Genomic DNA, 26,585 nt, shown 5'->3' on the forward strand with positions numbered 1-26,585 from the left:
AGCCGTGGCGCGAGAAGGGGAGTCCGTGAGCGAGCCGTTTTCCGTCGGTGTGACCGTCCGCGGGTACGAGACCGACGTCCAGGGGCACCTGAACCAGGCCGTGTACCTCAACTACGCCGAGCACGCCCGCTGGTCGCTGCTCCAGGCCGCGGGGATCCGGCAGGCCGACCTCGTCGGCAGGGGCGTCGGGCCGGTGGCCCTGGAGACGACCATCCGCTACCTGCGGGAGCTGCTGGCGGGCGACGAGGTCGAGGTGACGTGCGGCTTCGAGTGGGGTAAGGGCAAGACGTTCCGGATCCACCAGACCGTGCGCAAGGCGGACGGCACGGTCGCCGCCGAGATCACGGCGGTCGGCGGGCTGATGGACCTCAAGGCCCGCAAGCTGGTTCCCGACCCGCGGCGGTACTTCGAGGACCTGGCGGCGGATCCGGGTCTGTTCGGGCTCTGAGCGGGCGGGCCTTCCGGTTCGGGCGGCGCGTCGGCCGGCGCCGGGCACCTCAGCGGGACGGCGCAGGAGATCGGGAAGCCGAGGATGGCTCCAGTGGGACAACTCCCGCGGACCGGGGGCGAGTAGGGTCCGTGCCATGGTTCCGCTTCCCTACCTCCAGATGCTGCGCCAGGAGTCCGCCGCATTCAGCGCCTGCCTCGGACACGACCTGAGCACGCCGGTCCCCCACTGCGGGGACTGGACGCTGCGCGACCTCGCCGAGCACATGGGCCGGGGCAACCGGTGGGTCGTCGCGGCGGTCACCGACAAGCGCGGCGACCACGAGCCGCCGCCCGCACCGCGCGGGGACGCCGAGGTGCGGGGCTGGTTCGACGCTTCGGTGGACGAGTTGCTGGCCGTGCTGGACACTGATCCGGCCGGCGAGGCGTGGACCTTTCACCCCCCGCACACCGTGGGCTTCTGGCAGCGGCGGCGCGCCCAGGAGACGCTGATCCATCGCTGGGACGCGCAGAGCGCCCTGGGAGACGCCCTCCCCTTCGGCCCGGAGTTCGCGGCGGACGGGGTGGCGGAGGTCTTCGACACCATGGCACCGCGCCAGGTCGCGCTCGGACGGGCCGAACCGCCGCGCCGTGCGCTCCGGCTGCGGGCCACGGACACCGGCCGGTCCTGGACCTACGGTCCGGGCGAGCCCGTGGCCGAGATCTCCGGAACGGCGGAGCGGCTGCTGCTCATGCTCTGGGGCCGGCTGCCCGCCGACGCCGCGTCGTTCTCGTGGTCCGGGGACCGCGCGGCGGGAGCGGCGGTTCTCGCCGGCCCGCTGACGCCCTGACCGCCGCCGGCCCCGCCGGACGCGCGGCCCCGGAACTCCGACCCGGTTCGGGCCGCCGCCGGCGTACGGGCCCGGACCGGTGATGAAGCTGCTCCGCCCGGAGGGGAGAAGGGCCACGGCGGCGCCCCCCTGCGGCCGCCCGGGGAGACGGCCGCCGTTCCGCGGCGGAGGGCGCCCGGGCGTCAGCCCCGCGCGGCGAGCCGCGCCAGCCGCCGGGCCTCGGCGCGCGTCGCGCGGGCGACGGCGTCCTCGTCGACGGTCAGCAGCCGTCCGTCCTCGACGATCTGGCGGCCGCCGACGAAGGAGGCGGTGACCGGGGCCGCCGCGCCGAGGACCAGCGCGGCCACCGGGTCGGCGATCGAGGAGTGGGCCAGCGTGTCCAGCCGCCACAGCACCAGGTCGGCCAGCTTGCCCGGCTCCAGGGAGCCGGTCTCGGCGGCGCGGCCGAGGACCCGGGCGCCGCCGTAGGTGCCCAGGCGCAGCGCCTGGCGGGTGGTCAGCGCGGCCTCGCGGTGGGCGCCGAGGCGGTTGACGAGCAGGGCGTTGCGCAGTTCGGTGTGCAGTTCGCCGGACTCGTTGGAGGCGGTGCCGTCGACGCCGAGGCCGACCGGGACGCCGGCCGCCAGCAGGTCGGGAACCCGGGCGATGCCCGCGGCGAGGCGGGCGTTGGAGGAGGGGCAGTGGGCCACTCCCGTCCCGGTGCGGGCGAAGGCGGCGATGTCGGAGTCGTTCATGTGGACGCAGTGCGCCATCCACACGTCCTCGCCGAGCCAGCCGGTGGACTCGAAGTAGTCGGTCGGGCCCATGCCGAACCGCTCGTGGCAGAACTTCTCCTCCTCCACGGTCTCCGAGCCGTGGGTGTGCAGCCGTACGCCGAGGCGGCGCGCCAGCTCGGCGCCCTGGCGCAGGAGCTCGGTGGAGACGGAGAAGGGGGAACAGGGCGCGACGGCGACCTGGGTCATCGCGCCGAAGGAGGCGTCGTGGTGCTGCCGGGCGGTCTCCTCGGTGGCGGCGAGCGCGTCCTCCAGCGTCTCGACGGCGAAGTCCGGCGGCAGTCCGCCGTCCGACTCGCCGAGGTCCATGGAGCCGCGGGCGAGGGTGAGGCGCACCCCCGTCTCGCGGGCGGCGCGGACGACGGCGCCGGACAGGTCGCCGCAGCCGCGCGGGAAGACGTAGTGGTGGTCCATGGCGGTGGTGACGCCGCCGCGGGCCATCATCGCCAGCGACCCCTGGGCCGCCGCGTACACCATCGGCTCGTCGATGCGCGCCCAGACCGGGTAGAGCGCGACGAGCCAGTCGAACAGGCTGTGGTCGGTGGCCAGGCCCCGGGTGAGCCACTGGTAGAAGTGGTGGTGGGTGTTGACCAGACCGGGGGTCGCCAGGTGCCCGGTGGCGTCGATCCGGCGGACGACGTCCCGCAGGCCCTCGGGAGCCTCGCCGGCGCCGAGCGACTCGATGCGGTCGCCGGCGAGGACGACGTGTCCGCGGGCGTACTCGGTGTCGTGCGCGTCGACCGTCGCGATCGCGCAGTTCTCGATGACGATGCGCTGGGCTGCCGCCATGGTCGGTCCTTTTCGCTCATGAGGAGGGGCACGGCGGCGTGCCGGGTGCCGCGGCCGGGAGAACGAGCCGGCCGGGTCCCGGCCGCGGGTGCCGAGGGAGGGAGGTCACAGGTTGGTGAGGTCCACCGGGATGCGCGGCTCGCAGCCGTCCCGCAGGACGGTCGCCTCGATCAGGCCGTAGGGGCGGTCGGCGGCGAAGTACACGGCCGCGTCGGCGGTGTCGTTGCTCAGTCCGAACGGCTCCAGGTCCACCAGGAAGTGGTGCTTGTTGGGGAGGGAGAAGCGGACCTCGTCTATCTCGCCGCGGTGGCCGATGATGCGCGCGCCCATCTGGTACAGCGTCTGCTGGAGCGAGAGCGAGTACGTCTCGGCGAAGGCCTGGAGCAGGTGCTTCCTGGTCTGCTCGTAGGACTCGTCCCAGTCGGGCATCTCCTGCGCGTCGTCGGTCCAGTTGAACCGCCAGCGGCCGGAGACGGAGGTGGCCAGGACGCGGTCGCGGGTCTCCTCCAGGGTCGTGTAGCGGTCCCGGGCGTAGCCCCGGAACTCGGAGTCGGTCGAGTTCAGCACGGTCAGGTCGGTCAGGCCGGAGACGACCTCCCACGACGCGCCGTCGTAGGTGACCTGGGCGAGCCGCGTCTCCTGGCCCTTGCGGACGAAGGAGTGCCCGGTCCCGGCGGCGCCGGCGGCCTGCGGGCCGGTCCCGGAGGTCCCGATCCGTTCCCAGGCGTACTCCTCGACGCGGACGCGGGCCCGGTGGATGGACTCCTGGCTGGTGACGAAGTGGCGGGCGAGGTGGACGGCGAACTGCTCGGCGGACTCGACGCCGTACTCCTTGGCGAACGCGTACACCGTGTTCTTGGCGGTGTCGGTCGGCAGGACGTGGGCGTTGGAGCCGGAGCGGTGGACCTCGTCCATGTCGCCGGAGAGCGCGACGGAGACGTTCAGGTCCTTGATGTGGTGGGTGGCGCCATCCCGTGTGATCCTGACGACCCGGGTCTCGGCCTTGCCGTACTGGTTCTGCCCCAGGAGCACGGGGCGGGCCGGGCGGGGAAGGTCTGTCATCTCAGCTAGCTCCCTCGGTATACGGAGTAGCCGAACGGGCTGAGCAGCAGCGGTACGTGGTGGTGCTCGCCGGGCGTCACGGCGAAGGCGACGGTGACTTCCGGGAAGAACGCGCCGCCGTCCCGGTTCGCGGGGGCGTCCTGCTGCGCGTCGGCTTGCCTCTTCTCGAAGTACGGCTCGACGGCGAAGTCCAGCCGTACGTGGGTGGTTCCCTCCGGCGGCGCCGGGAGGTCCGTGCACCGCCCGTCCGCGTCGGTCGCGGAGCCGCCGAGCGCCCGCCAGGCCGCCTCCCGCCCCGAGCGGGCAAGGAGGCGGACGGCGACGCCCCCGGCGGGGCGGCCGAGGCTGGTGTCCAGGACGTGGGTGGACACCGAGGCGGTGGTGCGGGTGCTCATGGCGCGGTCAGTCCTCCTCGACGAGTCGGGCCAGGCGGATGCGGTTGATCCTGCCCAGCTCGGTGCGGGCGATCTCCCGCTCCCGCTCCGGCGGGTTCCCGATCCGCTCCTCGAGCGCGTCGCGCATCTGCTCACCGGTCCGGCCGGTGGCGCAGATCAGGAACACGTGGCCGAACTTCTCCTGGTAGGCCAGGTTCAGTTCCAGCATCTCCGCCCGGAGCGCGGCGGAGGCTCCGGCCATGCCGCGCTGTTCCCGGGCCGAGGCGGGGTCGCCGGGTGCGGGGCGGCCGATCGGCGGGTGCCCGGCCATCGCCTCCGCGAGGTCCCCGGCCGACAGCCCGGCCGTGGCGGCGTCGCCGGCGGCGTAGAGGTCCTCGGGGGTGGCGTAGGGACGGGCGGCGAGCAGGCGCCGGGCCCATGCCGTGGAGGCGCACACCGCGCGGAGCGCGGCGAGGGCCGCGGTCTCCTCCAGGGCGTTGAGACGGGCCAGGCCCGGCGGAGTGGGAGTGGGCGTCACGGGAGCCTCCGTGGCCGCGAACGGCCTTCGTGCTGAACAGGCGTGCCGCCAGCTAACGCCCCCCGAAAACACCGCGTCAACAGTTTGTTGAAAATTCGGGGTTACAAACCCCGGGCGGCCCCGTCGGTCCGGACCGCCCGGCCGGCCCCGGAAGGCCCGCTCAGGCGCCCTTCTCCCGGTTGAGGTAGTTGTAGACGGTGAAGCGGCTCACCCCGAGCGCGCTCGCCACGGTCTCCACGCCGTGCCGTACGGAGAAGGCGCCGCGCGCCTCCAGGTTCCGCACGATCTCCTGCTTGGCCCTGCGGTCCAGCTCGGCGAGCGGCTTGCCCTTCTTGCGCTCCAGGGCGGCCAGGATGTGGTCGAGGGAGTCCGCGAGCTGTGGCAGGCGCACGGCGACGACGTCCGCGCCCTCCCAGGAGAGCACGACGTCGTCGGGACCGGCCTCGTCCGGCGGGAGCAGCTCGCCGCCGATCGCGTCGACCAGCGGTTTCACGGCCGCGATGAACGGCTTGTCGCCGGCGCCGGTCACCGGTCGCCCTCCCCGATCACGTTGACCTGGAACGAGATCCGGGTGGCGCCGGCCGCCAGGGTCTCGCGCAGCAGGGCGCCGACGGCGGTGAGGACCGCGTCGGCGGAGCCCTCGGCGGTGTTGCCGAACGGGCCGACGTCCACCGCGTCCAGTTCGGCCGCCTCGACGACCTCGCGGGCCACCAGCGCGTGCGCGGGCGCCTCGTCGAGGTCGAAGGGCTCGGTCGTGAACTCCACTCTCAGTCGCACTGTGTCCCCATGGCTCTGCTCCGGCCCGCGCGGGCCGCCCGGTCCGCGACCGGGACCGGGCGCCCGGCCGCCTGGGGAGACCCTAACGGACCCCGCCCCGCGGGCCGGGCAGCCACCGGGCGGGGCGGCCCGCGCCCGCCGCGGCCCCGGCGGCGACGGGCGGGAGGGCCCGCTCGGGCCCGGGGTGCGGATCCGCCCCGCCCGCAGGAGCCTGAAGGCATGGCAGCGCATCCCGCGGACCATCCGCACATCGTGGTGCACGCCCCGGGTCTGGACGGATCCCGGCGGGTCACCTCGGGCGACGAGACCCTCGGCGTCGCCTCGCACGCCGACGACGTGGGCGAGATCCTGCGGCTGGCCGACCTGTACGTCACCGACGTCGCGGCGAGCGACCTCGTCGAGTGGCAGGGCGGCGGCCCCGACGACTGGCCGGGACTGTCGGAGCACCACGAGCCCTGAGCCCGGCTACGCCACCGGTCGTACTCCGGCTACGGCACCCTCAAATCAACCTCTGAACCGGCTTCCGGAGGCTTCGACCGCCCCCGCCCGCGGGCACATTCCCGGCACACGGGGCCCGCCGGCACGGGGGCGGCGGGCCCCGGCACTGGGGAGGTGCCATGAGCAGGGGTACGACAGCAGGACTCGGTCCGTACGAGATCGCGCTGGTGCGGGGCGGCCCCGACGCCGCCGTCGCGGTCGCCGTCCTCGCCCTGCACCTGCGGGGCGCGGTCGACGCGGGCCGGCCGGGCACGATCCGGGCGACGGAGCCGGACACCGCGGCGGGGCAGTCCCCGCCGCTCCCGCCGCTGGCGGAGGCGGTGCTCGCCTCCCTCGCCGAACCCGCCGCGCCGCGCGAGCTGGCGAAGCGGCCAAAGGTGCGCGCGGCGGTCGCCGCACTGCGCGCCGGCCTCGCGGAGGCCGGGCTGCTGAGGCGTCGGCTGCCCGGCCCGACGCGCGCCGCCCGCCGCCGGGTGCGGGAGCTGGGCGAGCGGCATCCGCTGCCCGCGAGCCGGCTCGGCCTGACGCAGGACGACAAGCTGCTCGCCGCCGCGCTGCACGGCGAGGCGGCCCTGCGGGTGCTCGCGCCGCGCTTCGCCCTGCGGGCGGGGCTGACCGAGCGGGTCGACCTGGCCGACAAGGGGCTGCCGAAGCACTCCCGTTCCGCGGGTTCGGGCATCGGGGGCTACTCCTGCAACGGCGGGTACTCCTGCGGCGGCGGCGTGGGCTGAGCACTCCACGGGACGGCACGGGCCGAGCGCTCCGGGTGCGGCCCCTGAGCGCTCCGGGGGCGGCCCCGGCCATGGCGGGGCCGCACCGGTCCGCCGGGCGAGGGCGCGGGTGACGCCGCCCGAAGGCCTTCAACGCCCGGCGGAGGGGCGGACCGCCGCGCCCGGCGTCCCGAACCCGAACGCGTCCGTGACGCCCTCACCGCGCAACTCGCCGCGCCGGGGGCCCGGGACGCCCCCGAGCCGGCCCCGCCCTGCCCGCGCCGGCCCTGCCCCGCGTCAGCCCTCCCGGACGGCCGTCTGCCGGGGCTCCGCCCCGCGCGCCGTCCCCGGCGCGGCCGCCGGGAGCGCGTCAGCGGGGTCCGGCCGCCCCCGCGTGTGCGGAGTCACCGGAAGTCCTCCTCCCGGTACTCGGCGGCCGAGCCCGCGGCCGTGGCCTCGCGCAGCTCGACGCGGCGGATCTTCCCGGAGACCGTCTTGGGCAGGGCGCCGAACTCCAGGCGGCGGATCCGCTTGTAGGGGGCGAGCACCTCACGGGAGTGCTCGAACAGCACCTTCGCGGTGTCGGGGCCCGGCTCCCAGCCCTCCGCCAGCACGACGTACGCCTTGGGCACGGCCAGCCGCAGCTCGTCCGGGGCGGGCACGACGGCGGCCTCGGCGACCGCCTCGTGCTCCAGCAGCGCGCTCTCCAGCTCGAAGGGGCTGATCTTGTAGTCGCTGGCCTTGAAGACGTCGTCGGCGCGCCCGACGTAGGTCAGGTATCCGTCCTCGTCCCGTGCGGCGATGTCCCCGGTGCGGTAGTAGCCGCCCGCCATCGCCTCCGCCGTACGGTCCGCGTCGCCGTGGTAGCCGGCCATCAGGCCGACGGGCCGGGCCGACAGGTCCAGGGCGATCTCGCCCTCGGCGGCGCCGGGCGCGCCGCTGACCGGGTCGAGCAGTTCGACGCGGTAGCCGGGGCTGGGGCGGCCCATGGATCCGGTCCTGAGGGGCTGGCCGGGGGTGTTGGCGACCTGTACGGCGGTCTCGGTCTGGCCGAAGCCGTCCCGGACGGTCACCCCCCAGGCGCGGCGGACCTGCTCGACGACCTCGGGGTTGAGCGGTTCGCCTGCGGCGACCGCCTCCCGCGGCGGGGTGCGCAGCCGGGTCAGGTCGGCCTGGATGAGCATGCGCCACACCGTGGGCGGGGCGCAGAAGGTGGTGACGCCCACGCGGTCCATCTCCGCCATCAGCCGGGCGGCGTCGAAGCGGGTGTAGTTGTACAGGAAGACGGTCGCCTCGGCGTTCCACGGCGCGAACAGGTTCGACCACGCGTGCTTGGCCCAGCCCGGCGAGGAGATGTTCAGGTGCACGTCGCCGGGGGTCAGGCCGATCCAGTACATGGTCGCCAGGTGCCCGATCGGGTACGAGGTGTGGGTGTGCTCGACCAGCTTGGGGCGGGCGGTCGTCCCCGAGGTGAAGTACAGCATCAGCGGGTCGTCGGCCCGGGTGGGGCCGTCCGGGGTGAAGCCGTCGGGGGCGGCGTGGGCGTCCTCGTACGGCTGCCAGCCCGCGCCCGCGCCGCCGACCGCGACGCGGGTGTAGCCGCCGGGCACGCCGTCGAACTTGCCGGTGTCCTCGGCGCGCGCGATCACGTGCCGCACCCGGCCGCGGTCGACGCGGTCGCGCAGGTCGGCGGGGCCGAGCAGCGGGGTGGCCGGGATGACGACGGCGCGCAGCTTCATCGCCGCGAGGGCCGTCTCCCACAGCTCCGCCTGGTTGCCGAGCATGACCAGGACGCGGTCCCCGGCGCCGACGCCCCGCGCGCGCAGCCAGTTCGCGACCCGGTCCGAGCGGGCGGACAGCTCGGCGAAGGTGAGGCGGGTCTCGGCGCCGTCCTCCTCCACGATGTGCAGCGCGGTGCGGTCGTTGCCGTCCGCGATGACGTCGAACCAGTCCAGCGCCCAGTTGAAGTGCTCGGGGCGGGGCCAGTCGAAGCCCTCGTAGGCGGTGGTGTAGTCCTCGCGGTGCCGCAGCAGGAAGTCCCGCGCCCTGCGGAAGCTGTCCGTCGCCGTCGTCATCCGTCCTCCTCGTTCGTACCGGGCCGTTGTCGGGCGGCTCCCCGTCATCGTCCAATCCCCGACGTGGATTTCACCACCCCGGAACGGGACGGGCGCCCCGGTGGGGGCGCGGGGCAGGCGGACAGGTGGGGCGGGCGCGGCCCGGACGGTGGAGCCGCGCGGCGCGCCGGCGCGGCCACAGCGCCCGGGTGCCTCCGGACGGGCACGGGCGGGTCCGGGCGGTCCGGGCCGGTTCGGGCAGGCGCGGGCGGGAGCGGGCGGGAGCGGAGCCGGCGAGCCCGGCGGTGCCGTGCCGCCCGCGCTCCGTGTGTCCGCCGCGGCCTTCGGCGGCGGCCCGGGCGGCGCCCGCCCGGCCGGGTGCCGGTGCCGGACCGCTCCGCGTCCCGGCGGACCGGCCGCGGACCCGGACCCGCCCGCCGCCCGGAGGGCCGGCCGAACGCGGTCGCCGCCCGCCGGACGGGACAGTTGCCGCGAGGCTGCGGGGTTTTCGCCCGTGCTCGTCACGGTTTCCGGGCCGGGACGCCGTCCATTCGGGCGCGCTTTGTATTTCTCCAGGCCCCTCCTCTGTTATTTCCCTCACCACTCCATCCGTCCGAAATTCAATGGGCCGTTGCCTAATATTGGCCAGGACACGACACACGGAGGGGAGCGGTGACCGTGCGACGGGACTTCAAGGAGCCTGCCAGATGCCGCCCCGACCTGGTCATCGGCCGGGAGGAGCTGTTCACGACGGCGCGTGAGCGGCTCGCCTCGGGCGGCAGTGTGCTGCTCCACGGCCCCGCCGGAATAGGAAAGTCGACCGTCCTGCGCGCACTGGCGGCGGAATACGCCGGCGAGGCCCGGACCGTGTTGCGCTGCTCGGCCACCGAGTCCGAATCCCATCTCCCCTTCCTCGCCCTGGCCGACCTCCTCGGCCTGGTCCTGGACCAGGTGTCCGACCGGCTGCCCGCCGCCCAGCGCACCGCCCTGGAGTCGGCGCTCACCGGCCGCGGCGAGTCCACCCTCCAGCGCGACGGGCTGGCGCTGCGCCTGGCGGTGCTGTCCACGCTGCGCGCGCTCGCCGCCGAGGGCCCCGTCCTCGTCGTCGCCGACGACCTGCAGTGGCTGGATCCGGCCAGCGCCGAACTCCTCGGCTTCGCCGCCCGCCGCCTGGGCGGCACCCCGGTGCGGCTGCTGTGCGCGGTCCGCACCGAGGGCCAGGAGTACGACCGTCATCTACGCGCGTTGCCGCCGGACGCCCTCGCCGTGCGGCTCGGCCCGCTCTCCCGCGCCCAGGTCTCCGCGCTCCTCGACCACCGCGGCTACACCGGCCTGTCCCGCTCCACGGTCCGCGACATCCACCGCACCAGCGGCGGCAACCCGCTGTTCGCCCTGGAGCTCGGCCGCGCGCTCGCCGAGAACCCCGCCCCGCCCCGGCCGGGCGAGCCGCTGCCGGTGCCGACCTCGCTAAGGGCCCTGGTGCTCAGCCGGCTGGAGATGCTCCCGGACGAGGCCCGCCGCACCCTCCTGGTGGCCAGCGCCGGCGCCCGCCCCACCCTGGCGCTGCTGCACGCGGCCGGCCGGCGGAACGCCGAGGCCGAGACCGCCCGGGCGGCCGAACTGGGGCTGCTGGCGACGGAGCCGGAGGGGCCGGCCGTGCGGTTCGCGCATCCGCTGATCTCGGCCGCGCTGTACGCGGAGGCCCCGGCGCACGAGCGGCGGGCCGCGCACGCCGCGCTGTCCACGGCCGCGTCCGACCCGATCGAACGCGCCCGGCACCTGGCGCTGGCGACCAGCGGCGCCGACCCGGAGGTCGCGGCCCGGCTGGCGGAGGCCGCCGCGCTGGCCCGGGACCGCGGAGCGCCGTCGGTCGCCGCGTCGCTGGGGCTGCTCGCGGCCCGGCACACCCCGCCCGGCAGCGATCCCGGCCCGGACGAGCGCAGGCTGCAGGCCGCCGAGGACGCGCTGACCGCCGGGGAGGTGGACCTCGCCCGGGACATCGCCCGCGAGGTGCTGACCCGGGCGAGCGCGCCGGCGGAGCGGGTGCGGGCCTGGATGGTGGTGATCGAGTCGGCCGGGCAGGCGCTCGGGGAGGTCGACGCCGCCTTCCCGCAGGCGCTGGCCGACGCGGGCGACGACCCGCGGCTGCTGGCCCTGGTCCACTACCAGCTGGCCTGGCGCGGCCTGGTCGTCCAGGGCGACTTCGCGCAGGGCCGCGAGGAGGCCGCGCACGCCGCGGAGCTGGCCGCCCGCGCCGGCGACCGGCGCACCGAACTCCTCGCCCTCGCCTTCCAGGCGCAGGCCGAGACCCTGATGGGCCACCCGGACGCCCCCGCCACCATCAAGCGGGCGCTGAAGGAGCCGCAGGACCCGCGGGTCGCCTGCCACCACAACGGCGCGGGCTCGGCCCGGTTCCGCTGGCTGATCATGAGCGACCGGCTGCCCGAGGCCCGGACCACCCTGACCGCGCTGCTGCGCGAGGTGCGCCGACGCGGCATGGCCGAGAGCGAGGTGCACTACCTGCGCTTCCTCGCCGAGACCGAACTGCGCTCCGGGCACTGCGGCCGGGCCCTCGACCTCGCCCGGGAGAGCCTGCGGCTGGCGCGGGACGCCGGGATCGGGGAGGCGGCGAGCGCGATGCTCACCTCGCTGGCCGAGGCCGCGGGCGGCGACGTCGGCCGGGCGCTCTCCCTCGCGCGGGAGGCGGTGGACCGGGCGGAGGAGGACGGGGACGTGGTCTACCTCTCGCGCGCCCTGGCCGCCCTCGGCCACGCCCGTCTGGTCGCGGGCGACGCCCGGGCCGCCGTCCGCGCCCTGCGCCGGGTGCGCGAGCTGGAACAGGGCATCGGCATCACCGACCCGGCGCGCGGACGCTGGCACGGCGACCTCGCCGAGGCCCTGGTGAGGACCGGCGAGGTGGCCGAGGCGCAGGACCTCATCGACGTCACGCGGGTGCAGGCGCTGCGGCTGGGCCGGGAGAGCGTGCTCGCCGTCCTGGACCGGGCCGAGGCGCTGGTGCGGGCGGCGCGCGGCGAACACGATGCCGCCATGGCCCAGTTGACCTCGGTACAGGAACGGCTCGCCAAGCTGGGCCACGGCCTGGAGGAGGCGCGGGCCGCCTTCGAACTGGCCCGGCTGCGCACCCTGCCCCGCTCCCCCGGCCTCGCCCGAGCGGGCGAGGCCTCCAGGCCCGGACCGACGTCGTACGACGAGGCGGCCCGGCTGTTCCGGCGCTGCCGGGCGCTGCCGTGGCTGCGGCAGGTGGACGCGGCGGCCGCGACGCGCCCGCCGGAGCCGGCGCCCGCGCCCGCCGCCGTCCCCGCCGGTCTCGACGGGCTGGCCTCGATGGAACGTCAGGTCGCCTCGCTGGTGATGGAGGGCGCGACCAACCGGGAGATCGCCGCACGGCTGTTCATCAGCGTCAAGACCGTCGAGGCGACCCTGACCCGGGTCTACCGCAAGCTGGGGATCCGTTCGCGGGTGGACATCGTCCGGCTGGCCGCGGAACGGCGGACGGACTGAGCCGCGCGGGGGCGCGGCCGTCGTCCGGGGACCGCCGGGGGCGGTCCGCGGACCGCTGAGGAGCGTCCGCCGGGGGCCGCCGGGGAGGCCCGGAAGGAGGCGGAAGGAATCGCCGAGGAAGCCCGGAAGGGGCGCCGGAGGGATCCGCCGAAAAGGTCCGAAGGGCCGCGGAAGGGATCCGCCGGGGAGGTCCGCGGCCGGGCGACCGAGGGTTTTCCCTGCCCAACTCCCTTAGGGCGTTCCCTCATTGGGACGTCACGGCCCGGCTCCTAGCGTAAGGGCGTGCCGCTCGCCGGACACACGGGGGTCGGTCCCCAGACCCCCGGTGCACCACCCCCACCCGCGCGACCCCCCACCGGCAATCCGACGAGGAGACTCATGTTCGGGCTCATCCGTGCCAAGAAGGCCGCCGCCCTCGCCGCCGCGACCGCCGCCGCCGCCGCGACCGCCCTGCTCAGCGCCCCGAGCGCGGCCGCCGCTCCCCAGCCCATCGTCGGCGGCACGACGACCACGACGACCGCGTACCCGTTCGTCATGCAGATCACGGACGCCTCGCAGAACCAGTTCTGCGGCGGCACCCTGGTGTCCCCGACCAAGGTGGTCACCGCGGCCCACTGCATGGTCGGCGAGACCACGAGCAGCGTCCGGGTGGTCGGCGGCCGCACCTACCTCAACGGCACGAACGGCACGGTGAGCCGGGTCAGCAGGATCTGGATACACCCGAGTTACACCACCGCCACCAGAGGCGAGGACGTGGCCGTGCTGACGCTGTCGACGGCGATGCCGTACGCGACGGCCAAGTACGTCTCGTCCACCGACACCTCCGTGTACGCGGCCGGTGCCACCGCCCGCATCCTCGGCTGGGGCACCACCTCCTCGGGCGGCAGCTCCTCCAACCAGCTGCGGACCGCGACCGTGCCGATCGTCTCCGACTCCAGCTGCCGCACCTCCTACGGCTCCGACTTCGTCGCGAACGAGATGGTGTGCGCCGGTTACAGCTCCGGCGGCGTGGACACCTGCCAGGGCGACAGCGGCGGTCCCCTGCTCGTCGGGGGCGTCCTGGCAGGGATCACCTCCTGGGGCGAGGGCTGCGCCCAGGCCGGTTACCCGGGTGTGTACACCCGGCTGACCACCTTCTCCAGCCTGGTGACCGCACAGGTCAACTCGTAACCTCCGAAAGTCTCCTGAGCACCCCTCAGGCGAAGAGCCAGGGGGCGTTGCGGGCCACCACGAGCGGCCCGCAACGCCCCCTTTCCATGCGTTCCCCGCGGCCCGCGGGCCCCCCGGCGCCGCCGTGCGCTCCCCGAGCGGACGGCGGCACGACGGCTCCCCGTGCGCCGCGCCCGGCATCCGCTCCGCCCCGGCCACGGCCCCGCCCCGCCGATCCCGGTGAGCCTGCCGAGGAGAGGGGCGCCGGTCCCGGACGTGCCGCCGCCCGCCCGTGCTCCCGGGGGCGGGCGGCGGCACGTCCGGGCCTCGGTCCGCGCTCCCCACGGGCGGGCGGCGTGTCCGGCGCGCTCGGCCGCGCTCGGCGGCCGAGCCGCTCCTCCTCCCCCCCCCGGTTCCCCGTCCGTCCGGCCACACGCGGGCCGGGACGTCGACGCCCGGCTTCCGGAACCGCTCCTCCGGTCCTGCGAGGACCCGCCGGGGGCCGCCCGCGGCGGTCCGGTACGGACGGGGCCGAGCCGGTCCGCGAGCGGCCGCCTCCGGGCCGTTCCGCGGGCGGCGTCCCCGGCGCGGCCCGGTCCCGCCGCCGCACCGCGACCGCGCCGCGCGTCCCCGCGCCCCGCAGGCATCCCCTCCGGCCGCCGGGAGGATCCGCCGGCCCTTCCCGGCCGGTTCCCCCCATTGGCCCGCAGCGCTCGCAAAGTCCGTCGTACCGACTCACGCTGAAGGCTCAGGGCCGAGCGTCGTTCGCACGTCGGACGCGGCGACCGCCATTTGCTCCCGCGAAGGAAGGGCCTGTCTGATGACCAGTGCCAAGTCGATAACCCAGTCCGCGTTCGACGGCTCCAGGCTGCGAGTCCTCCTGCTCGTCGACCTCAACGAGGGCGCCCAGCAACAGTTCCTCGACGCGTACGAGCACATGCGCCATCACGTCGCGTCGGTGCCCGGCCACCTCGGCGACCAGCTGTGCCAGTCCGCGGAGAATCCGTCCCAATGGCTCATCACAAGCGAGTGGGAGAGCGCCCCACCATATCTGGCATGGGTGAACAGTGAAGCGCACATCGAGACGGTCAGACCCATGCAGAGCTGCGTCCGCGACCTGCGGTCGATGCGGTACCACATCGTCCGCGAGACCGGCGGCGCCGCTCCGCCCCCCGCCCCGGCCGCCCGCGGAGTCCACCAGGCCACCGCGGCGGCGAAGACCGCCGGCGCAGCCGGTGGCGTCCACGCACCCCCGCGCGTGGGCGACGGCCTGATCCGGCACGCGCTGACCTTCACCGTCAAGCCCGGTTCCGAGTCGAAGGTCGCCGAGATCCTCGCCGACTACGCCCCGCCGAAGTCCCGCGTCGACGACACCACGCGCCTGTGCCGCACCACCCTGTTCATGCACGGCAACCGGGTCGTACGCACCGTCGAGGTCCAGGGCGACCTGGTCGCCGCGCTGCGCCACGTCTCCCGCCAGCCGGAGGTGCGGGCCGTCGAGGAAGCCCTCAACCCGCACCTGGAGCAGAGCAGGGACCTGAACGACCCCGAGTCCGCCCGGGCCTTCTTCACCCGCGCGGCCATGCCGGCCGTGCACCACGTGACGCGGGGCGGCCCGGAACCGTCCGGTCTGCGGCGCCACGCGCTGTACTACCCGGCCCGCGAGGGCTGCGGGCTGATGCTGGCCCGGCTGCTGGCCCAGCAGGACGAGACGGCCGCGGACGACCCCGCCGGCCCGGTGCACCGCAGCACCGTCTTCCACCGGGAGGACCTCGTCGTCCGGCTCGTCGACGTGTCGGGCGATCCCGAGGCCGACCCGGTCCGGGTCCTGGGCGTCCACGGCGAGAAGAAGGCCGCCGTGCTGGCCCGTCTGCTCGACGGCGCCGCGCTCGGCATCCGGGGTCCCCTCGCGGGGGAACGGGACGCGACCCGTCTCCTGGCACACGCCGGCATGACGCTGATCACCGACCGCACGGCTCCCCGGCCCTGACGGCGCGCCGCCGACCGGCGCGCACCACCGCAAGTCATCACCGGCCGTTCCGGCCGTCACCGCACCGACCGGCACGGGCGAGCCCGGGCCACCCTCACCGCCCCACCTGGAGACGGACCATGCACAAGACAAGCCCGCGCATCGTGGACCTCGACGAGATCGAGCCCAACCGCAAGCGCGGCGGCGATCTGCGCACCTTGCTCACCCCCCTCACCGTCGGCTCCACCAGCGGCTTCATGGGCCTGGCGATCATGCAGCCCGGCGAACGCATCAGCGAGCACTACCACCCGTATTCCGAGGAGTTCGTGTACCTCGTCCAGGGCCGGTTGGAGGTCGACCTGGACGGTGAAACGTTTCCCCTTCGCTCCGACCAGGGCCTCATGATCCCCATCGACATGCGGCACCGCTTCCGCAACGTCGGCGACGAGGAAGCCCGGATGGTCTTCCACCTCGGTCCGCTGGCGCCGGAGCCGCGCCTCGGCCACGTCGACACGGAGGCCACGGCCGAGGGCGAGAGCCTCAAGCCGTACCCGCTCGTCCACGGGGAGGGCGCCCGGCCCGAACGCCCCGGGGTGCCCTCGTGACCCGGCGGGTGGCGGTCACCGGCATCGGCGTCGTCGCACCCGGCGGGATCGGGACGCCGGCGTTCTGGGACCTGCTGTCCAACGGCCGTACGGCGACCCGCGGCATCACCCTGTTCGACCCCGAGGGGCTGCGGTCCCGTATCGCGGCCGAGTGCGACTTCGACCCGCTCGCGCAGGGAATCGACCCCGAGCTGGTGCGCAGCACCGACCGCTACATCCAGTTCGCCCTGGCCGCCGCGGCGGAGGCGGTGACCGACTGCGGCATCGACTTCGGCAGGGAGGACCCGTGGCGCGTGGCCGTCTCCCTCGGCAGCGCGGTGGGCGGCACGACCCGCCTGGAGCACGACTACGTCCTGGTCAGCGAGCGGGGACGGCGCTGGGACGTCGACCACCGCGCCGCCGAGCCGCAGCTGCACCTGGCGTTCTCGCCCAGCACGCTGGCCTCGGTCGTCGCGGAGCGGTTCGGCGTCCTCGGCCCGGTGCAGACCGTCTCGACCGGCTGCACCTCCGGACTCGACGCGGTGGGCTACGCCTTCCAGACCATCGAGGAGGGCCGCGCGGACGTCTGCATCACCGGGGCGTCGGACTCCCCCATCTCCCCGATCACCATGGCCTGTTTCGACGCCATCAAGGCGACGTCGCCGAACAACGACGACCCGGCGCACGCCTCGCGGCCCTTCGACGCCCACCGCGACGGATTCGTCATGGGCGAGGGCGCCGCGGCGCTCGTCCTGGAGGAACTCGAACACGCCCGGGCCCGCGGCGCGCCCGTGTACTGCGAGATCGGCGGCTACGCCACGTTCGGCAACGCGTACCACATGACCGGGCTGACCAGTGAGGGCCTGGAGATGGCCCGGGCCATCGACGCCGCGCTCGACCACGCGCGGGTGGACCCCTCGGAGATCGACTACGTCAACGCGCACGGCTCGGGCACCCGCCAGAACGACCGCCACGAGACCGCCGCGGTCAAGCGGTCCCTGGGCGCCCACGCCTACGACACGCCCATGAGCTCGATCAAGTCCATGGTGGGCCACTCGCTGGGTGCGATCGGCGCGATCGAGCTCGTCGCCTGCGTCCTGGCCATCGCCCACCAGGTGGTGCCGCCGACGGCGAACTACGAGACCCCGGACCCCGAGTGCGATCTGGACTACGTGCCCCGCACCGCACGCCCCCGCAGGCTCGGCAACGTGCTCTCGGTGGGCAGCGGCTTCGGCGGGTTCCAGTCCGCGGTGCTCCTGACGGGGCCGGGCGGGAGGAAAGCATGAGCGGGCAGCGGACCCGGCGCACCGCGATCACCGGGATCGGGGTGATCGCGCCCAACGGGCTGAGCACGGACGTGTACTGGAAGTCCGTCAAGGAGGGCGTGAGCGTACTGGACCGGGTCACCCGGGAGGGGTGCGGGCACCTGCCGCTCCGCGTCGCCGGCGAGGTGCGGGGCTTCGATCCCGCGACGCTCGTCGAGGAGACGTTCCTCGTCCAGACCGACCGGTTCACCCACTTCGCGATGGCCGCCGCGGGCGCCGCCCTGGAGGACGCGGGGCTGGACGAGGCCGCCGCCGACTCGCCGTACTCCATCGGGGTGGTCACCGCCGCCGGGTCCGGCGGCGGCGAGTTCGGCCAGCGGGAACTGCAGAAGCTGTGGGGGCAGGGGTCCCGGTTCGTCGGCCCCTACCAGTCCATCGCCTGGTTCTACGCGGCCAGCACCGGGCAGATCTCCATCCGCGGCGGCTTCAAGGGCCCCTGCGGGGTGGTGGCCAGCGACGAGGCGGGCGGCCTGGACGCCGTCGCGCACGCCGCCCGGACCGTGCGGCGGGGCACCGACGTGGTCGTGGTCGGGGCGGCCGAGGCGCCGCTCGCCCCGTACTCGGTGGTCTGCCAGCTCGGCTACCCCGAGCTCAGCACCGTCGAGGACCCGGCGGCCGCCTACCGCCCCTTCACCCCGCAGGCCTGCGGCTTCGTGCCCGCCGAAGGCGGGGCCGTGCTGGTCGTCGAGGACGCGGACCGGGCACGCCGCCGCGGCGCGGCCGTCCGCGCCACCGTGGCGGGGCACGCCGCCACGTTCACCGGCGCCTCGCGCTGGGACCGCTCCCGGGAGGGGCTCGCCCGCGCCGTACACGGCGCCCTCGACGAGGCCGGCTGCGCACCGGAGGAGATCGACGTGGTCTTCGCCGACGCGATGGGCACCCCGGAGGCGGACCGCGCCGAGGCCCTCGCCCTGGCCGACGCCCTCGGCCCGTACGGCACCCGCGTGCCCGTCACGGCCCCCAAGACCGGCATCGGGCGGTCGTACTGCGGAGCGCCCCTGCTGGACGTCGCGGCCGCGGTGCTCGCCATGGAGCACGGCCAGATACCGCCGACGCCGGGCGTCCTCGACGTCTGCCACGAGATCGACCTGGTGACCGCCTCGGCGCGCCCGGCCGAGATCCGCACGGCCCTGGTCCTCAGCCGGGGGCTCATGGGCTCCAACGCGGCGCTGGTCCTGCGCCGCGGACCGGAGACCGCCGCGTAGCCCTCCGCGGCGGCACCGCCCCGCCCCCTACGGAACCGTCGCCGCCGGGGGCCGCCGTGAACCGGCGGCCCCCGGCGGCCCCCCCTCAGCACCCGGTACGACAAGGAGAACACGCATGACCGCCGAAGCGACCCCGCTCACCGTGGAGGAACTGGCCGCCTTGATGAAGAAGGCCGCCGGCGTCACCGTCGACCCGCAGGACCTCCAGAGCCGGCTGGACAGCCCGTTCGCCGAGTTCGGGCTGGACTCCCTCGGCCTTCTCGGCATCGTGGGCGAGCTGGAGAACCGGCACGGCTGGTCGCTGCCCACCGACGCGGAGCGGTGCAGGAGCCCCCGCGCCTTCCTCGACCTCGTCAACGGCACCCTCACGACTGGAGCCTGAAGTGGCAGGACACACGGAGAACGAGATCACCATCGCCGCGCCCGTCGACCTGGTCTGGGACATGACCAACGACCTGGAGAAGTGGCCGCAGCTGTTCAGCGAGTACGCGTCCGTCGAGATCCTCTCCCGCGAGGGCGACACGGTGACCTTCCGCCTGACGATGCACCCCGACGAGAACGGCAAGGTGTGGAGCTGGGTGTCGGAGCGGACCACCGACCGCGACAAGCTCACCGTCCGCGCGCGCCGCGTGGAGCCCGGGCCGTTCGCGTACATGGACATCCGGTGGGAGTACGAGGAGACCGCCGACGGCACGCGGATGCGCTGGACGCAGGACTTCGCCATGCGGCCCGACGCCCCCGTGGACGACGCCGGGATGACGGACATCATCAACCGCAACTCGGCCGTGCAGCTGGCCCTCATCCGCGACCGCGTCGAGAAGGCGGCCGCCGAGCGGCGGACCGCACCCGGCACCCCCGCCTGAACGCGACACGGTCGCGGAAGGAGATCCCATGCACCACGCCCTGATCGTCGCCCGGATGGACCCGCGGTCGGCCCCGCGCATCGCCGAGGTCTTCGCGGCCTCCGACCGAGGCGAACTCCCCGGCCTCGTGGGGGTGACCCAGCGCTCCCTCTTCCAGTTCGGCGACGTGTACATGCACTTCATCGAAGCCGACCAGGACCCGGGGCCCGCCGTCGCGCGGGTGGCCGAGCACCCGGAGTTCCGGGACATCAGCAGGAAGCTCGAAGCGTACGTCAGCCCGTACGACCCGCAGACCTGGCGCGGGCCGAAGGACGCGATGGCGCAGTGCTTCTACCACTGGGAGCGGGACCGGGTCGCCCGCTGAACGACGGAAGGCCGCTGCCCGTGCGGGCAGCGGCCTTCCGTCGTGCCGGGCGCCGTCTCAGCGGGCGAGCGCGGGCATCAGGCGCAGGGCGTTGTCCCGGTTGATCCCGCGCAGGTGCCGCTCCGAGAGAGCCGGGTCGCCGTCCAGCGCCGGCGTCGTGACGTCGGCGACGACGTGCGCCGGCGTGGGCGGCCAGTCCGTGCCGAAGAGGATGCGGCCGGGGTCGACGGTGGCCAGCAGGGTGGGCGTGGCCGAGGGGGACATGGGGCCCGCGGTGTCGTAGTAGAAGCGGTGCAGGTAGTCGCGGACGCGGCCCGGCTCGATGCCGGGGGTGAGGCGGTCGCCGAAGAGTTCGAGCCGGCCGGCCATGTAGGGCAGGAACCCTCCCCCGTGCGGGAGGACGAAGGTGAGGTTCGGGTAGCGGTCCAGGACGCCGCCCTTGATGAGGTTGACGGCGGCGCGCGTGGTGTCGACGAGGAAGTCGCACACGAAGGGCGGCACTCCCGGCAGCGCCGCGCCGGCGCCGCCCGCTCCGGCCGGCACGTCCATGGGGTGGGTGCTGACGACCGCGGACCGTTCGTTCAGTTCGGCCAGCAGGCGGTCGTGCGAGTCGTCGCCGAGGTAGACGCCGTCCATGCTGGTCCGCGTGCTCACCCCGACGGCGCCGAGCTCGTCGAGGCCGTACTCCAGGCTCCACCGGGAGAGTTCCAGGTCGTCGAGGAAGACGGGCGTGAAGAACGCGAAGCGCGCGGGGTGGCTCTCGACGACCTCGGCCGCGGCCTGCAGGGCGACCCGCGCGCTCTCCCGGCGCTCGGCGTGCCCGCGGAGCCGGCCGAGCATCGCCACGGTCATCACGGACGTGCCGATGCCCGTCTTGTCCATGAGCTCCAGGGCCGCGTCCAGGTCCCAGCGCGTCCACCAGGGCAGCCTCTCGCGGCTGACGACGCCCCGCTCCTCCGCCCAGTCCAGCCAGGCCGGCGCGGTGAAATGGTGGTGGACGTCCACCCGGCCCGCGGCGGGGCCGTCGTGATCTGCTGATGTCATCGCCCTGTCCTCTTCTCAGTCGCGGCAGAGAATCGTCTGCAGCACGTTCGTCAGTACGCGGTCCGGGTACGGCATGTCGGCGTGCGCCCGCCACGCGACGAACCCGTCCGGGCGCACCAGGACGGCGCCCTCCTCGGCCGCGCCGTGCAGCTTCGCCCAGTCGGCGTCCGGCTCGGGGACCAGGTCGCCGTCCCGGCCGTCGCCCACCAGGTAGGCCTGGACGGGAACGCCCGTCCGCTGCGCGGCCCGCACCGCCGCGGCCCGCCACGCCTGGCCCTCGGGCCCGCACAGGAGCACGAAGGAGCGCTCGTACAGGTCCAGCGTGGAGATCCTGACGCCCCGTCGGGTGACCCACATGTGGGGTGCGCGGCTGCCCGGGTCGCCGCCGAGCTGGAAGGTGTCCGGGACCACGGGCTGCTCCGGGAGGGCGCCCATGACGGCGGGCGACGCGTAGCGGTAGCAGAGCGCGACGGTCATGAGGTCGGCCGGGTCGTCGTTGCGGCCCAGGGCGGGGGTGAACCCCGGGTGCTGCTCCTCGACGGCCTGCTGGGACGCCCGGGTGCCGGTGGCGACGGCGACGGGCCGGCGTTCCCGCTCGTAGGTGTCCAGCAGGGGCGGCCCCGCCCACCCGCGGAGCACCGCGGCCAGTTTCCAGGCGAGGTTGTGGGCGTCCTGGATCCCGGTGTTGGAACCGAACGCGCCGGTGGGCGGCATCTCGTGCGCCGAGTCGCCGACCAGGAAGACCCGGCCCTGCCCGTAGTGGTCCGCGACCCGCTTCGAGGCGTGCCAGGGCGCCTTCCCCGTGATCTCCACGTCGAGGTCGGGGACGCCGGCGGCCGCCCGGATGTGCGCCGCGCAGCGGTCGTCGCCGAAGTCCTCCAGGGTCTCCCCGCGGTCCGGGAACCAGGGGAGGTGGAACACCCACCGCTCCTCGTTGTCCACCGGCAGCAGCGCCCCCTCGCCCCGCGGGTCGGTGACGTAGCAGACGACGAACCGCTTCGGCCCGACGCAGTCCTTCAGCCGCTTGCTGCGGAAGGTGACGCTGACGTTGTGGAAGAGGTCGCCGGGTCCCGACACGCCGATGCCCAGGCTCTTGCGCACCGGGCTCCTGGGCCCGTCGGCCGCCACCAGGAAGTCGGCGTTCACGGTGTAGGTCTCACCGGTGTCCCGGTGCACGAGCCGGGCCCGGACCCCCGTCCGGTCCTGCGTGAAGGACAGCATCTCGGTGCCGAAGCGGATGTCCCCGCCCCGGCGGGCCTGGCTCAGCAGCACCGGTTCGAGATCGTTCTGGCTGCACAGGCACCAGTCGGAGGAGCTGACCTCGGCCATGTCGACGCCTGCGGAGATGTCCCGGATGATCCAGCGGCGCTCACCGCCGGTGAGGGTGTCCACCTGGAGCACGCCGTCGTTGCCGGCGAGGGTGCGGGCGGCCGTCCGGATCCGCGCCTCCAGTCCGGCGGTCCGGAAGATCTCCATGGTGCGCACGTTGTTCCCGCGGCCGCGCGGGTGCGTCGACGTCCCGGCGTGCCGCTCCACGAGCAGGTGCTCGATCCCGAGGCGCCCCAGGAAGACGGAGGTGGACAGACCCACCAGGGATCCGCCTACGACGAGAACTGGTACGGATTCCGCTGCGCGTCCGCTCACTGGTTTCCTACCCCCATCCGGCGGTGCCCGCTCCGGGGCGTCGTGGACCGGCCTGACAGTCAGTCTTTACCAAGCGGAAGTCGCCGGTCCGCGCTCCCGGCGGCGATCCGACCCGTATGGCCCAGCACCGTTTGCCGCGCGGTACCGCCCGGGGAACCGTGGCCACTGACCACACCGCACCGCTGCCACCGGCAGCTCGCCCCCCGGGACCAGTCATGTCGCAAGCGTTCGCATCCGAGGAACTGTCGTCCGACGAGGCCGCGGCCGCCGCCTCGTCCTGCAGCCGGGAGTTCCGCGCCGATCCGCACCCCGTGTACGCCACGCTCCGCAAGACGGCACCCGTGTGCCCGCTGTCCCCTCCCCACGGTGTGGACACGTACCTCATCACCCGGTACGACGACGCCCGTGCCGCCCTGGCCGATCCCCGGCTGAGCAAGGACATGTACGGCGCCCTCGACGCCTACCACCGCATCTTCGGCGACTCGTCGATCGCCCTGGACGACAACATGCTGTTCTCGGACCCGCCGAAGCACACCAGGCTCAGGAGGATCGTCGGCAACACGTTCACCCCGAAGCGGGTGGAGTCGCTGCGCCCGCGCGTCCAGAAGATCGTCGACGACCTGCTGGAGCGCTGCCCGGCCGCCGAACCCTTCGACCTGCTCCCGGAGTTCTGCTTCCCGCTGCCGCTCCAGGTGATCTGCGAGCTGCTGGGCGTCCCGGAGAACGAGCGCAAGCAGGCCCAGGAGTGGTCCAGCACCGTCGCGCAGACCGGGTTCGGACCCGAGGCGAGGAAGGCGCTGGAGGTGGCCGAGGGCAACCTGCGCGACTACCTGGTCGACCTGATCGCGCGCAAGCGGCGGGAGCCGGACGAGGGCCTGCTCAGCGCGCTCGTCACCGCCCAGGACCAGGAGGGCGCGCTCACCGACCACGAACTGGTCTCGACGGCGTGGGTGCTGCTGTTCGCGGGCCACAAGACGACCGCGTACCAGACCGGCAACGCCGTCTACCACCTGCTCAGCCGGCCGGAGCAGCGGCGGCTGGCGTTCCGGGACGCGGGCGCGACGGCCGCGGCCGTGGAGGAGATCTTCCGGTTCGAGCCGTCCGTGGAGAACTCGACGTTCCGCTACGCCAAGGAGGACATCGTCGTCCGGGACACGCTCATCCCCAAGGGAGCGCTCGTCCAGATCTCGATCGCCGGGGCCAACCGCGACCCGGAGGCCTTCGCCGACCCCGACCGCCTGGACGTCACGCGCCCCAACGTCCAGGCGGCGCACCTCACCTTCGGCTTCGGCCCGCACTACTGCATCGGCGCCCCGCTGGCCCGCCTGGAGATGCAGACCGCCCTCACCACGCTCTTCGGACGGTACCCGCGCCTGGCCCTGGGCATGGCGCCGGAGGACGCGCGCTGGCTGACCGTGCCGTTCCCCGCCTTCCGCGGGCTGGCGGAACTTCCCGTCGTCCTCGATCCGTCGTCGTGACCGGCCCTGCGGGGGGCGGGACCGCGGCTCCGGCGCGGGTGCGCGTCCTGCGGCTGCTGCGGGTGCGGGAGGGCAGGGAGGAGGACTTCGTACGGTCCTACCGCGGCGTGCTCGAACGCGCCGTGCGCTTCCCCGGCCACCTCGGCGAACAGCTGTGCCGCTCGGTCGACGAGCCCGGCCGCTGGCTGCTCACCAGCGAGTGGCGGAACCTCGAATCCCTCAAGCGGTGGCGCGCCGACCCCGGTCACACCGCGCTGGTCGAGCCGATGAACGCCTGTCTGCACGACGACCGGTGGACGGCGGTCTTCCATGTCGTGGACGGTCCGGACGCCACGGCCGGCTGACCGCGGCCGGCCGCGGGCCGGGCCGTCCCGCGGGCGGCGGCCCCGCCGGCCTCCGGCCGGACGAGGGGCCGGACCGCCCGGTCCCGCGGGCCGGCCGGAACCGGGCGCCGCGCCCGCGAGCGCGGACGAAGCGGCGGACGCGGAGGCGGCGGCAGGGCTGCTAGGCCGCTTTGGAGCCCCTGCGTCCGAGGGCGTCGCGTATCCGGTCGTACAGGCTCAGCGGCACGCCCAGGAGGGCGTTGCCGGGCGGGCGGCGGGGCACGACGGGGTGGGGGTGGGTGGGGGCGGTGCGGCGCACCGTCTCCCAGGCCGCGCCGAGGCGGCGCAGCTGCGCGGTGTCCACGGCCTCCTGCAGCCGGGGCAGGAGCAGATCCTCCTCGTCCCTGATGTCCTCCTGGACGAGGGCGAAGGCGCGCCGCACCTTCTCCTCGCGCTCCGGTTCGCCGGGAGCGAGGCGTTCGATGCCGGCGACGAGGTCGTTGATCTGCTGGTGCTCCTCCTCCACCCGGGAGGTCAGCTCCTCCCCGTCCGGGACGAGGCGCCGCACGGCCGGCCACAGCACGGTCTCCTCCGCGAAGGCGTGGCTGAAGACCAGCTGCACGGTCTCCTTCAGCACCCGCTCGCGCTCCTCGCCGTCCGCCAGGGCCCGGTAGCGGTCCATCAGCCGGTCCATCTCGACGTGGTCGCGGCGTTGCCGCGCCAGGACGCTGTCCGGGCCGCCGAGCTCCTCGACGGTCTGTTCGGCGATGCTCCTGGTCATGACTGGCTCCTCTCGCACACCGGCGACGAGGCCGGCCCCGGGCGCCGGCGGACGCCGCGACGCGGGGTGGGTACCCCGGCGCGGTGCGGCGTACCGTACGAATAGCGCGTCCGGCGTTCCGCGGGCGCGCACCATGTGCCGGTTTGCCGTGCAAGGACCGAGACGCTCGGGTCACTGCGCGTACGGGCACCCTTCCGGGGCCGTCGCCGTGTGACGCGTGCCGGACAGAGGGCGATCGATGACGACGATCGGCGTGGAAGAGGAGTACCTGCTGGTCGACCCGGTCACGGGCCTGCCGGTGCCCCAGGCGGACAAGGTGCGCGCGGCGGCGGGCCTGGGGCGTCTGGTGGCCGACCAGGAGGTGCAGCCCGAGCTGCTGCAGGCACAGGTCGAGGTGGCCACCCAGGTGTGCGGCACGCTGGAGGAGGTCGGGGGGCATCTGCTGCGGCTGCGGCACGCCGTCGGGGCGGCCGCCGAGGCGTACGGCTGCCGGATATCCGCCTGCGGCACACCGCCGCTGCGCCACGGCCGTCCCGTGGCCGTCACCGACCAGGCCCGGTACCGGGCCATGGTCGTGCAGGCGCCCCAGCTGGTGGCGGAGCAGCTGGTCAACGGCATGCACGTGCACGTGGCCGTGCCCGGCCGGGAGGCGGGCGTGCGGGTGCTGAACCGGATCCGGGCCTGGCTGCCGACGCTGACGGCCATGTCGGCGAACTCCCCGCTGTGGGACGGCCACGACACCGGCTTCGCCAGCTGGCGCACCATGATCTTCGGCCGCTGGCCGGTCAGCGGGCTGCCCCCGCACTTCGCGGACGCGGCCGACTACGACCGGCGCGTGCAGCACCTGCTGGAGTGCGGTCTGATCTCCGACACCGGCCAGCTGTACTGGCAGGCCCGCCTCTCGGCCCGCTACCCCACCATCGAGGTGCGCTGCTTCGACGTCCAGCTGCGCGCGGACGACGCGGTCATGCTCGCGGGGATCGTCCGGGCCCTGGTGGAGACCCTCCTCGCGGAGGCGGCCGCGGACGCGCCCGAGCCCCGCCCCGCCCCGGAGCTGCTGCAGGCCGCCATGTGGCACGCCGCCCGCCACGGGCTGAGCGACACCCTGATCGATCCGGACGGCCGGGTCCGCCGGGCCGGCGACGTGCTGTACGAGCTCCTGCGGTACGTCGCCCCCGCGTTGGAGGCGTCCGGCGACACCCGGCAGGTGACGGCCCTGGTCCACCGGCTGCTGCAGCACGGGACCGGCGCGGACCGGCAGCGCGCCGCCCTGGCCCGCGGCGGTCTGCGGGCGGTCACCGGCCTGATCGGCGCCGAGAGCACCAGCGACCTCGCCGTGTAGCACGCCCCGCGCGCGGGCCGGCGGCGCCCGCTGGATAGGCGCACCCGGCCCGGGGTACCCGGCCGACCCTACGGAGGGAGGCCCTGTGAGCAGCACCGGAGTCCGGGAGCCCGTGAACGCGGTCGCGCGCGGCACCCGGC

Annotated in this window: 26 protein-coding genes; 16 read left to right on the top strand and 10 right to left on the bottom strand. The window is 74.8% G+C overall.

Annotated features, from left to right (window positions below; all coding sequences use genetic code 11):
* The first annotated feature begins 25 nt into the window (after positions 1-25).
* A complete protein-coding gene (locus ACIBAI_RS18760; protein WP_399035567.1) occupies positions 26-448 on the top strand; it encodes an acyl-CoA thioesterase in 423 nt (140 codons plus the stop codon).
* Between the two features lie 136 nt (positions 449-584).
* Complete coding sequence (locus ACIBAI_RS18765; protein WP_399035569.1) at positions 585-1,277, top strand: maleylpyruvate isomerase family mycothiol-dependent enzyme; 693 nt, start codon at positions 585-587, stop codon at positions 1,275-1,277.
* Positions 1,278-1,459: 182 nt separating this feature from the next.
* Here the strand turns inward: ACIBAI_RS18765 and ACIBAI_RS18770 are convergent, their stop codons facing one another.
* The 6 genes from ACIBAI_RS18770 to ACIBAI_RS18795 all read right to left on the bottom strand — a co-directional run bounded on the left by ACIBAI_RS18770 (position 1,460) and on the right by ACIBAI_RS18795 (position 5,590).
* Complete coding sequence (locus ACIBAI_RS18770; protein ID WP_399035571.1) at positions 1,460-2,839, bottom strand: 8-oxoguanine deaminase; 1,380 nt, start codon at positions 2,837-2,839, stop codon at positions 1,460-1,462.
* A 105-nt stretch (positions 2,840-2,944) separates the two neighbouring features.
* A complete protein-coding gene (pucL, locus tag ACIBAI_RS18775) occupies positions 2,945-3,901 on the bottom strand; it encodes a factor-independent urate hydroxylase (RefSeq protein ID WP_399035572.1) in 957 nt (318 codons plus the stop codon).
* Positions 3,902-3,906: 5 nt separating this feature from the next.
* A complete protein-coding gene (gene uraH, locus ACIBAI_RS18780; RefSeq protein ID WP_399035574.1) occupies positions 3,907-4,296 on the bottom strand; it encodes a hydroxyisourate hydrolase in 390 nt (129 codons plus the stop codon).
* A gap of 7 nt (positions 4,297-4,303) precedes the next feature.
* Complete coding sequence (gene uraD, locus ACIBAI_RS18785; protein ID WP_344604844.1) at positions 4,304-4,813, bottom strand: 2-oxo-4-hydroxy-4-carboxy-5-ureidoimidazoline decarboxylase; 510 nt, start codon at positions 4,811-4,813, stop codon at positions 4,304-4,306.
* A 160-nt stretch (positions 4,814-4,973) separates the two neighbouring features.
* Positions 4,974-5,342, bottom strand: a complete 369-nt coding sequence (locus ACIBAI_RS18790; protein WP_399035576.1) for a helix-turn-helix domain-containing protein — start codon at positions 5,340-5,342, stop codon at positions 4,974-4,976.
* Positions 5,339-5,590 carry a hypothetical protein gene (locus ACIBAI_RS18795; RefSeq protein ID WP_399035579.1) on the bottom strand — a complete coding sequence of 84 codons (252 nt, stop codon included), beginning with the start codon at positions 5,588-5,590 and terminating at the stop codon, positions 5,339-5,341. The genes ACIBAI_RS18790 and ACIBAI_RS18795 overlap by 4 nt, the downstream gene beginning before the upstream one ends.
* Positions 5,591-5,809: 219 nt before the next feature.
* Between ACIBAI_RS18795 and ACIBAI_RS18800 the strand changes: the two genes are divergently transcribed.
* Together ACIBAI_RS18800 and ACIBAI_RS18805 are read left to right on the top strand one after the other, a co-directional pair.
* Positions 5,810-6,049, top strand: coding sequence for a hypothetical protein (locus ACIBAI_RS18800; protein ID WP_344604838.1), 240 nt, complete (start codon positions 5,810-5,812; stop codon positions 6,047-6,049).
* 158 nt (positions 6,050-6,207) lie between these two features.
* Positions 6,208-6,819 carry a TIGR04222 domain-containing membrane protein gene (locus tag ACIBAI_RS18805; protein ID WP_399035582.1) on the top strand — a complete coding sequence of 204 codons (612 nt, stop codon included), beginning with the start codon at positions 6,208-6,210 and terminating at the stop codon, positions 6,817-6,819.
* A 383-nt stretch (positions 6,820-7,202) separates the two neighbouring features.
* Here the strand turns inward: ACIBAI_RS18805 and ACIBAI_RS18810 are convergent, their stop codons facing one another.
* Complete coding sequence (locus ACIBAI_RS18810) at positions 7,203-8,873, bottom strand: AMP-binding protein (protein WP_399035584.1); 1,671 nt, start codon at positions 8,871-8,873, stop codon at positions 7,203-7,205.
* 651 nt (positions 8,874-9,524) lie between these two features.
* Between ACIBAI_RS18810 and ACIBAI_RS18815 the strand changes: the two genes are divergently transcribed.
* The 9 genes from ACIBAI_RS18815 (at position 9,525) to ACIBAI_RS18855 (ending at position 19,833) form a co-directional block, all read left to right on the top strand.
* The gene (locus tag ACIBAI_RS18815) at positions 9,525-12,374 is read left to right on the top strand and encodes an AAA family ATPase (protein WP_399035586.1); all 2,850 of its coding nucleotides are present in this window, start codon (positions 9,525-9,527) and stop codon (positions 12,372-12,374) included.
* Positions 12,375-12,752: 378 nt separating this feature from the next.
* A complete protein-coding gene (locus ACIBAI_RS18820; protein ID WP_399035587.1) occupies positions 12,753-13,544 on the top strand; it encodes a S1 family peptidase in 792 nt (263 codons plus the stop codon).
* A gap of 799 nt (positions 13,545-14,343) precedes the next feature.
* Complete coding sequence (locus ACIBAI_RS18825; protein WP_399035589.1) at positions 14,344-15,513, top strand: SchA/CurD-like domain-containing protein; 1,170 nt, start codon at positions 14,344-14,346, stop codon at positions 15,511-15,513.
* A 119-nt stretch (positions 15,514-15,632) separates the two neighbouring features.
* Entirely contained in the window at positions 15,633-16,097 is a 465-nt protein-coding gene (locus ACIBAI_RS18830) for a cupin domain-containing protein (RefSeq protein WP_399035591.1), read from the top strand.
* Entirely contained in the window at positions 16,094-17,362 is a 1,269-nt protein-coding gene (locus ACIBAI_RS18835) for a beta-ketoacyl-[acyl-carrier-protein] synthase family protein (RefSeq protein WP_399035593.1), read from the top strand. Before ACIBAI_RS18830 ends, ACIBAI_RS18835 begins: the two co-directional genes overlap by 4 nt.
* On the top strand, positions 17,359-18,606 hold the full coding sequence (locus ACIBAI_RS18840) for a ketosynthase chain-length factor (RefSeq protein ID WP_399035595.1): 1,248 nt from the start codon (positions 17,359-17,361) through the stop codon (positions 18,604-18,606). The genes ACIBAI_RS18835 and ACIBAI_RS18840 overlap by 4 nt, the downstream gene beginning before the upstream one ends.
* Positions 18,607-18,721: 115 nt before the next feature.
* Positions 18,722-18,988: an acyl carrier protein gene (locus ACIBAI_RS18845; RefSeq protein ID WP_344604818.1), complete on the top strand. Its 267-nt coding sequence runs from the start codon at positions 18,722-18,724 to the stop codon at positions 18,986-18,988.
* A 1-nt stretch (position 18,989) separates the two neighbouring features.
* On the top strand, positions 18,990-19,469 hold the full coding sequence (locus tag ACIBAI_RS18850) for an SRPBCC family protein (RefSeq protein WP_399035597.1): 480 nt from the start codon (positions 18,990-18,992) through the stop codon (positions 19,467-19,469).
* A 28-nt stretch (positions 19,470-19,497) separates the two neighbouring features.
* Positions 19,498-19,833, top strand: coding sequence for a TcmI family type II polyketide cyclase (locus ACIBAI_RS18855; protein WP_399035599.1), 336 nt, complete (start codon positions 19,498-19,500; stop codon positions 19,831-19,833).
* A gap of 57 nt (positions 19,834-19,890) precedes the next feature.
* On the opposite strand, the gene ACIBAI_RS18860 is transcribed toward ACIBAI_RS18855, so the two are convergent.
* Positions 19,891-20,877, bottom strand: a complete 987-nt coding sequence (locus ACIBAI_RS18860; protein WP_399035601.1) for an amidohydrolase family protein — start codon at positions 20,875-20,877, stop codon at positions 19,891-19,893.
* A 15-nt stretch (positions 20,878-20,892) separates the two neighbouring features.
* On the bottom strand, positions 20,893-22,521 hold the full coding sequence (locus ACIBAI_RS18865) for an FAD-dependent oxidoreductase (RefSeq protein ID WP_399035603.1): 1,629 nt from the start codon (positions 22,519-22,521) through the stop codon (positions 20,893-20,895).
* Between the two features lie 215 nt (positions 22,522-22,736).
* Here ACIBAI_RS18865 and ACIBAI_RS18870 point away from each other — a divergent pair, with 215 nt between their 5' ends.
* Together ACIBAI_RS18870 and ACIBAI_RS18875 are read left to right on the top strand one after the other, a co-directional pair.
* Entirely contained in the window at positions 22,737-23,999 is a 1,263-nt protein-coding gene (locus ACIBAI_RS18870) for a cytochrome P450 (protein WP_399035605.1), read from the top strand.
* Positions 23,996-24,343 (top strand): antibiotic biosynthesis monooxygenase family protein, encoded by a 348-nt coding sequence (locus tag ACIBAI_RS18875; protein WP_399035607.1) that lies wholly within the window; start codon positions 23,996-23,998, stop codon positions 24,341-24,343. Before ACIBAI_RS18870 ends, ACIBAI_RS18875 begins: the two co-directional genes overlap by 4 nt.
* Positions 24,344-24,503: 160 nt before the next feature.
* On the opposite strand, the gene ACIBAI_RS18880 is transcribed toward ACIBAI_RS18875, so the two are convergent.
* Entirely contained in the window at positions 24,504-25,103 is a 600-nt protein-coding gene (locus ACIBAI_RS18880; protein ID WP_399035609.1) for a hemerythrin domain-containing protein, read from the bottom strand.
* A gap of 238 nt (positions 25,104-25,341) precedes the next feature.
* Between ACIBAI_RS18880 and ACIBAI_RS18885 the strand changes: the two genes are divergently transcribed.
* Positions 25,342-26,445: a glutamate--cysteine ligase gene (locus ACIBAI_RS18885; protein WP_344604788.1), complete on the top strand. Its 1,104-nt coding sequence runs from the start codon at positions 25,342-25,344 to the stop codon at positions 26,443-26,445.
* Positions 26,446-26,585: the final 140 nt, after the last annotated feature.

This window comes from Streptomyces sp. NPDC051041, assembly GCF_044456065.1.
Classification (GTDB): Bacteria; Actinomycetota; Actinomycetes; order Streptomycetales; family Streptomycetaceae; genus Streptomyces; species Streptomyces glaucus.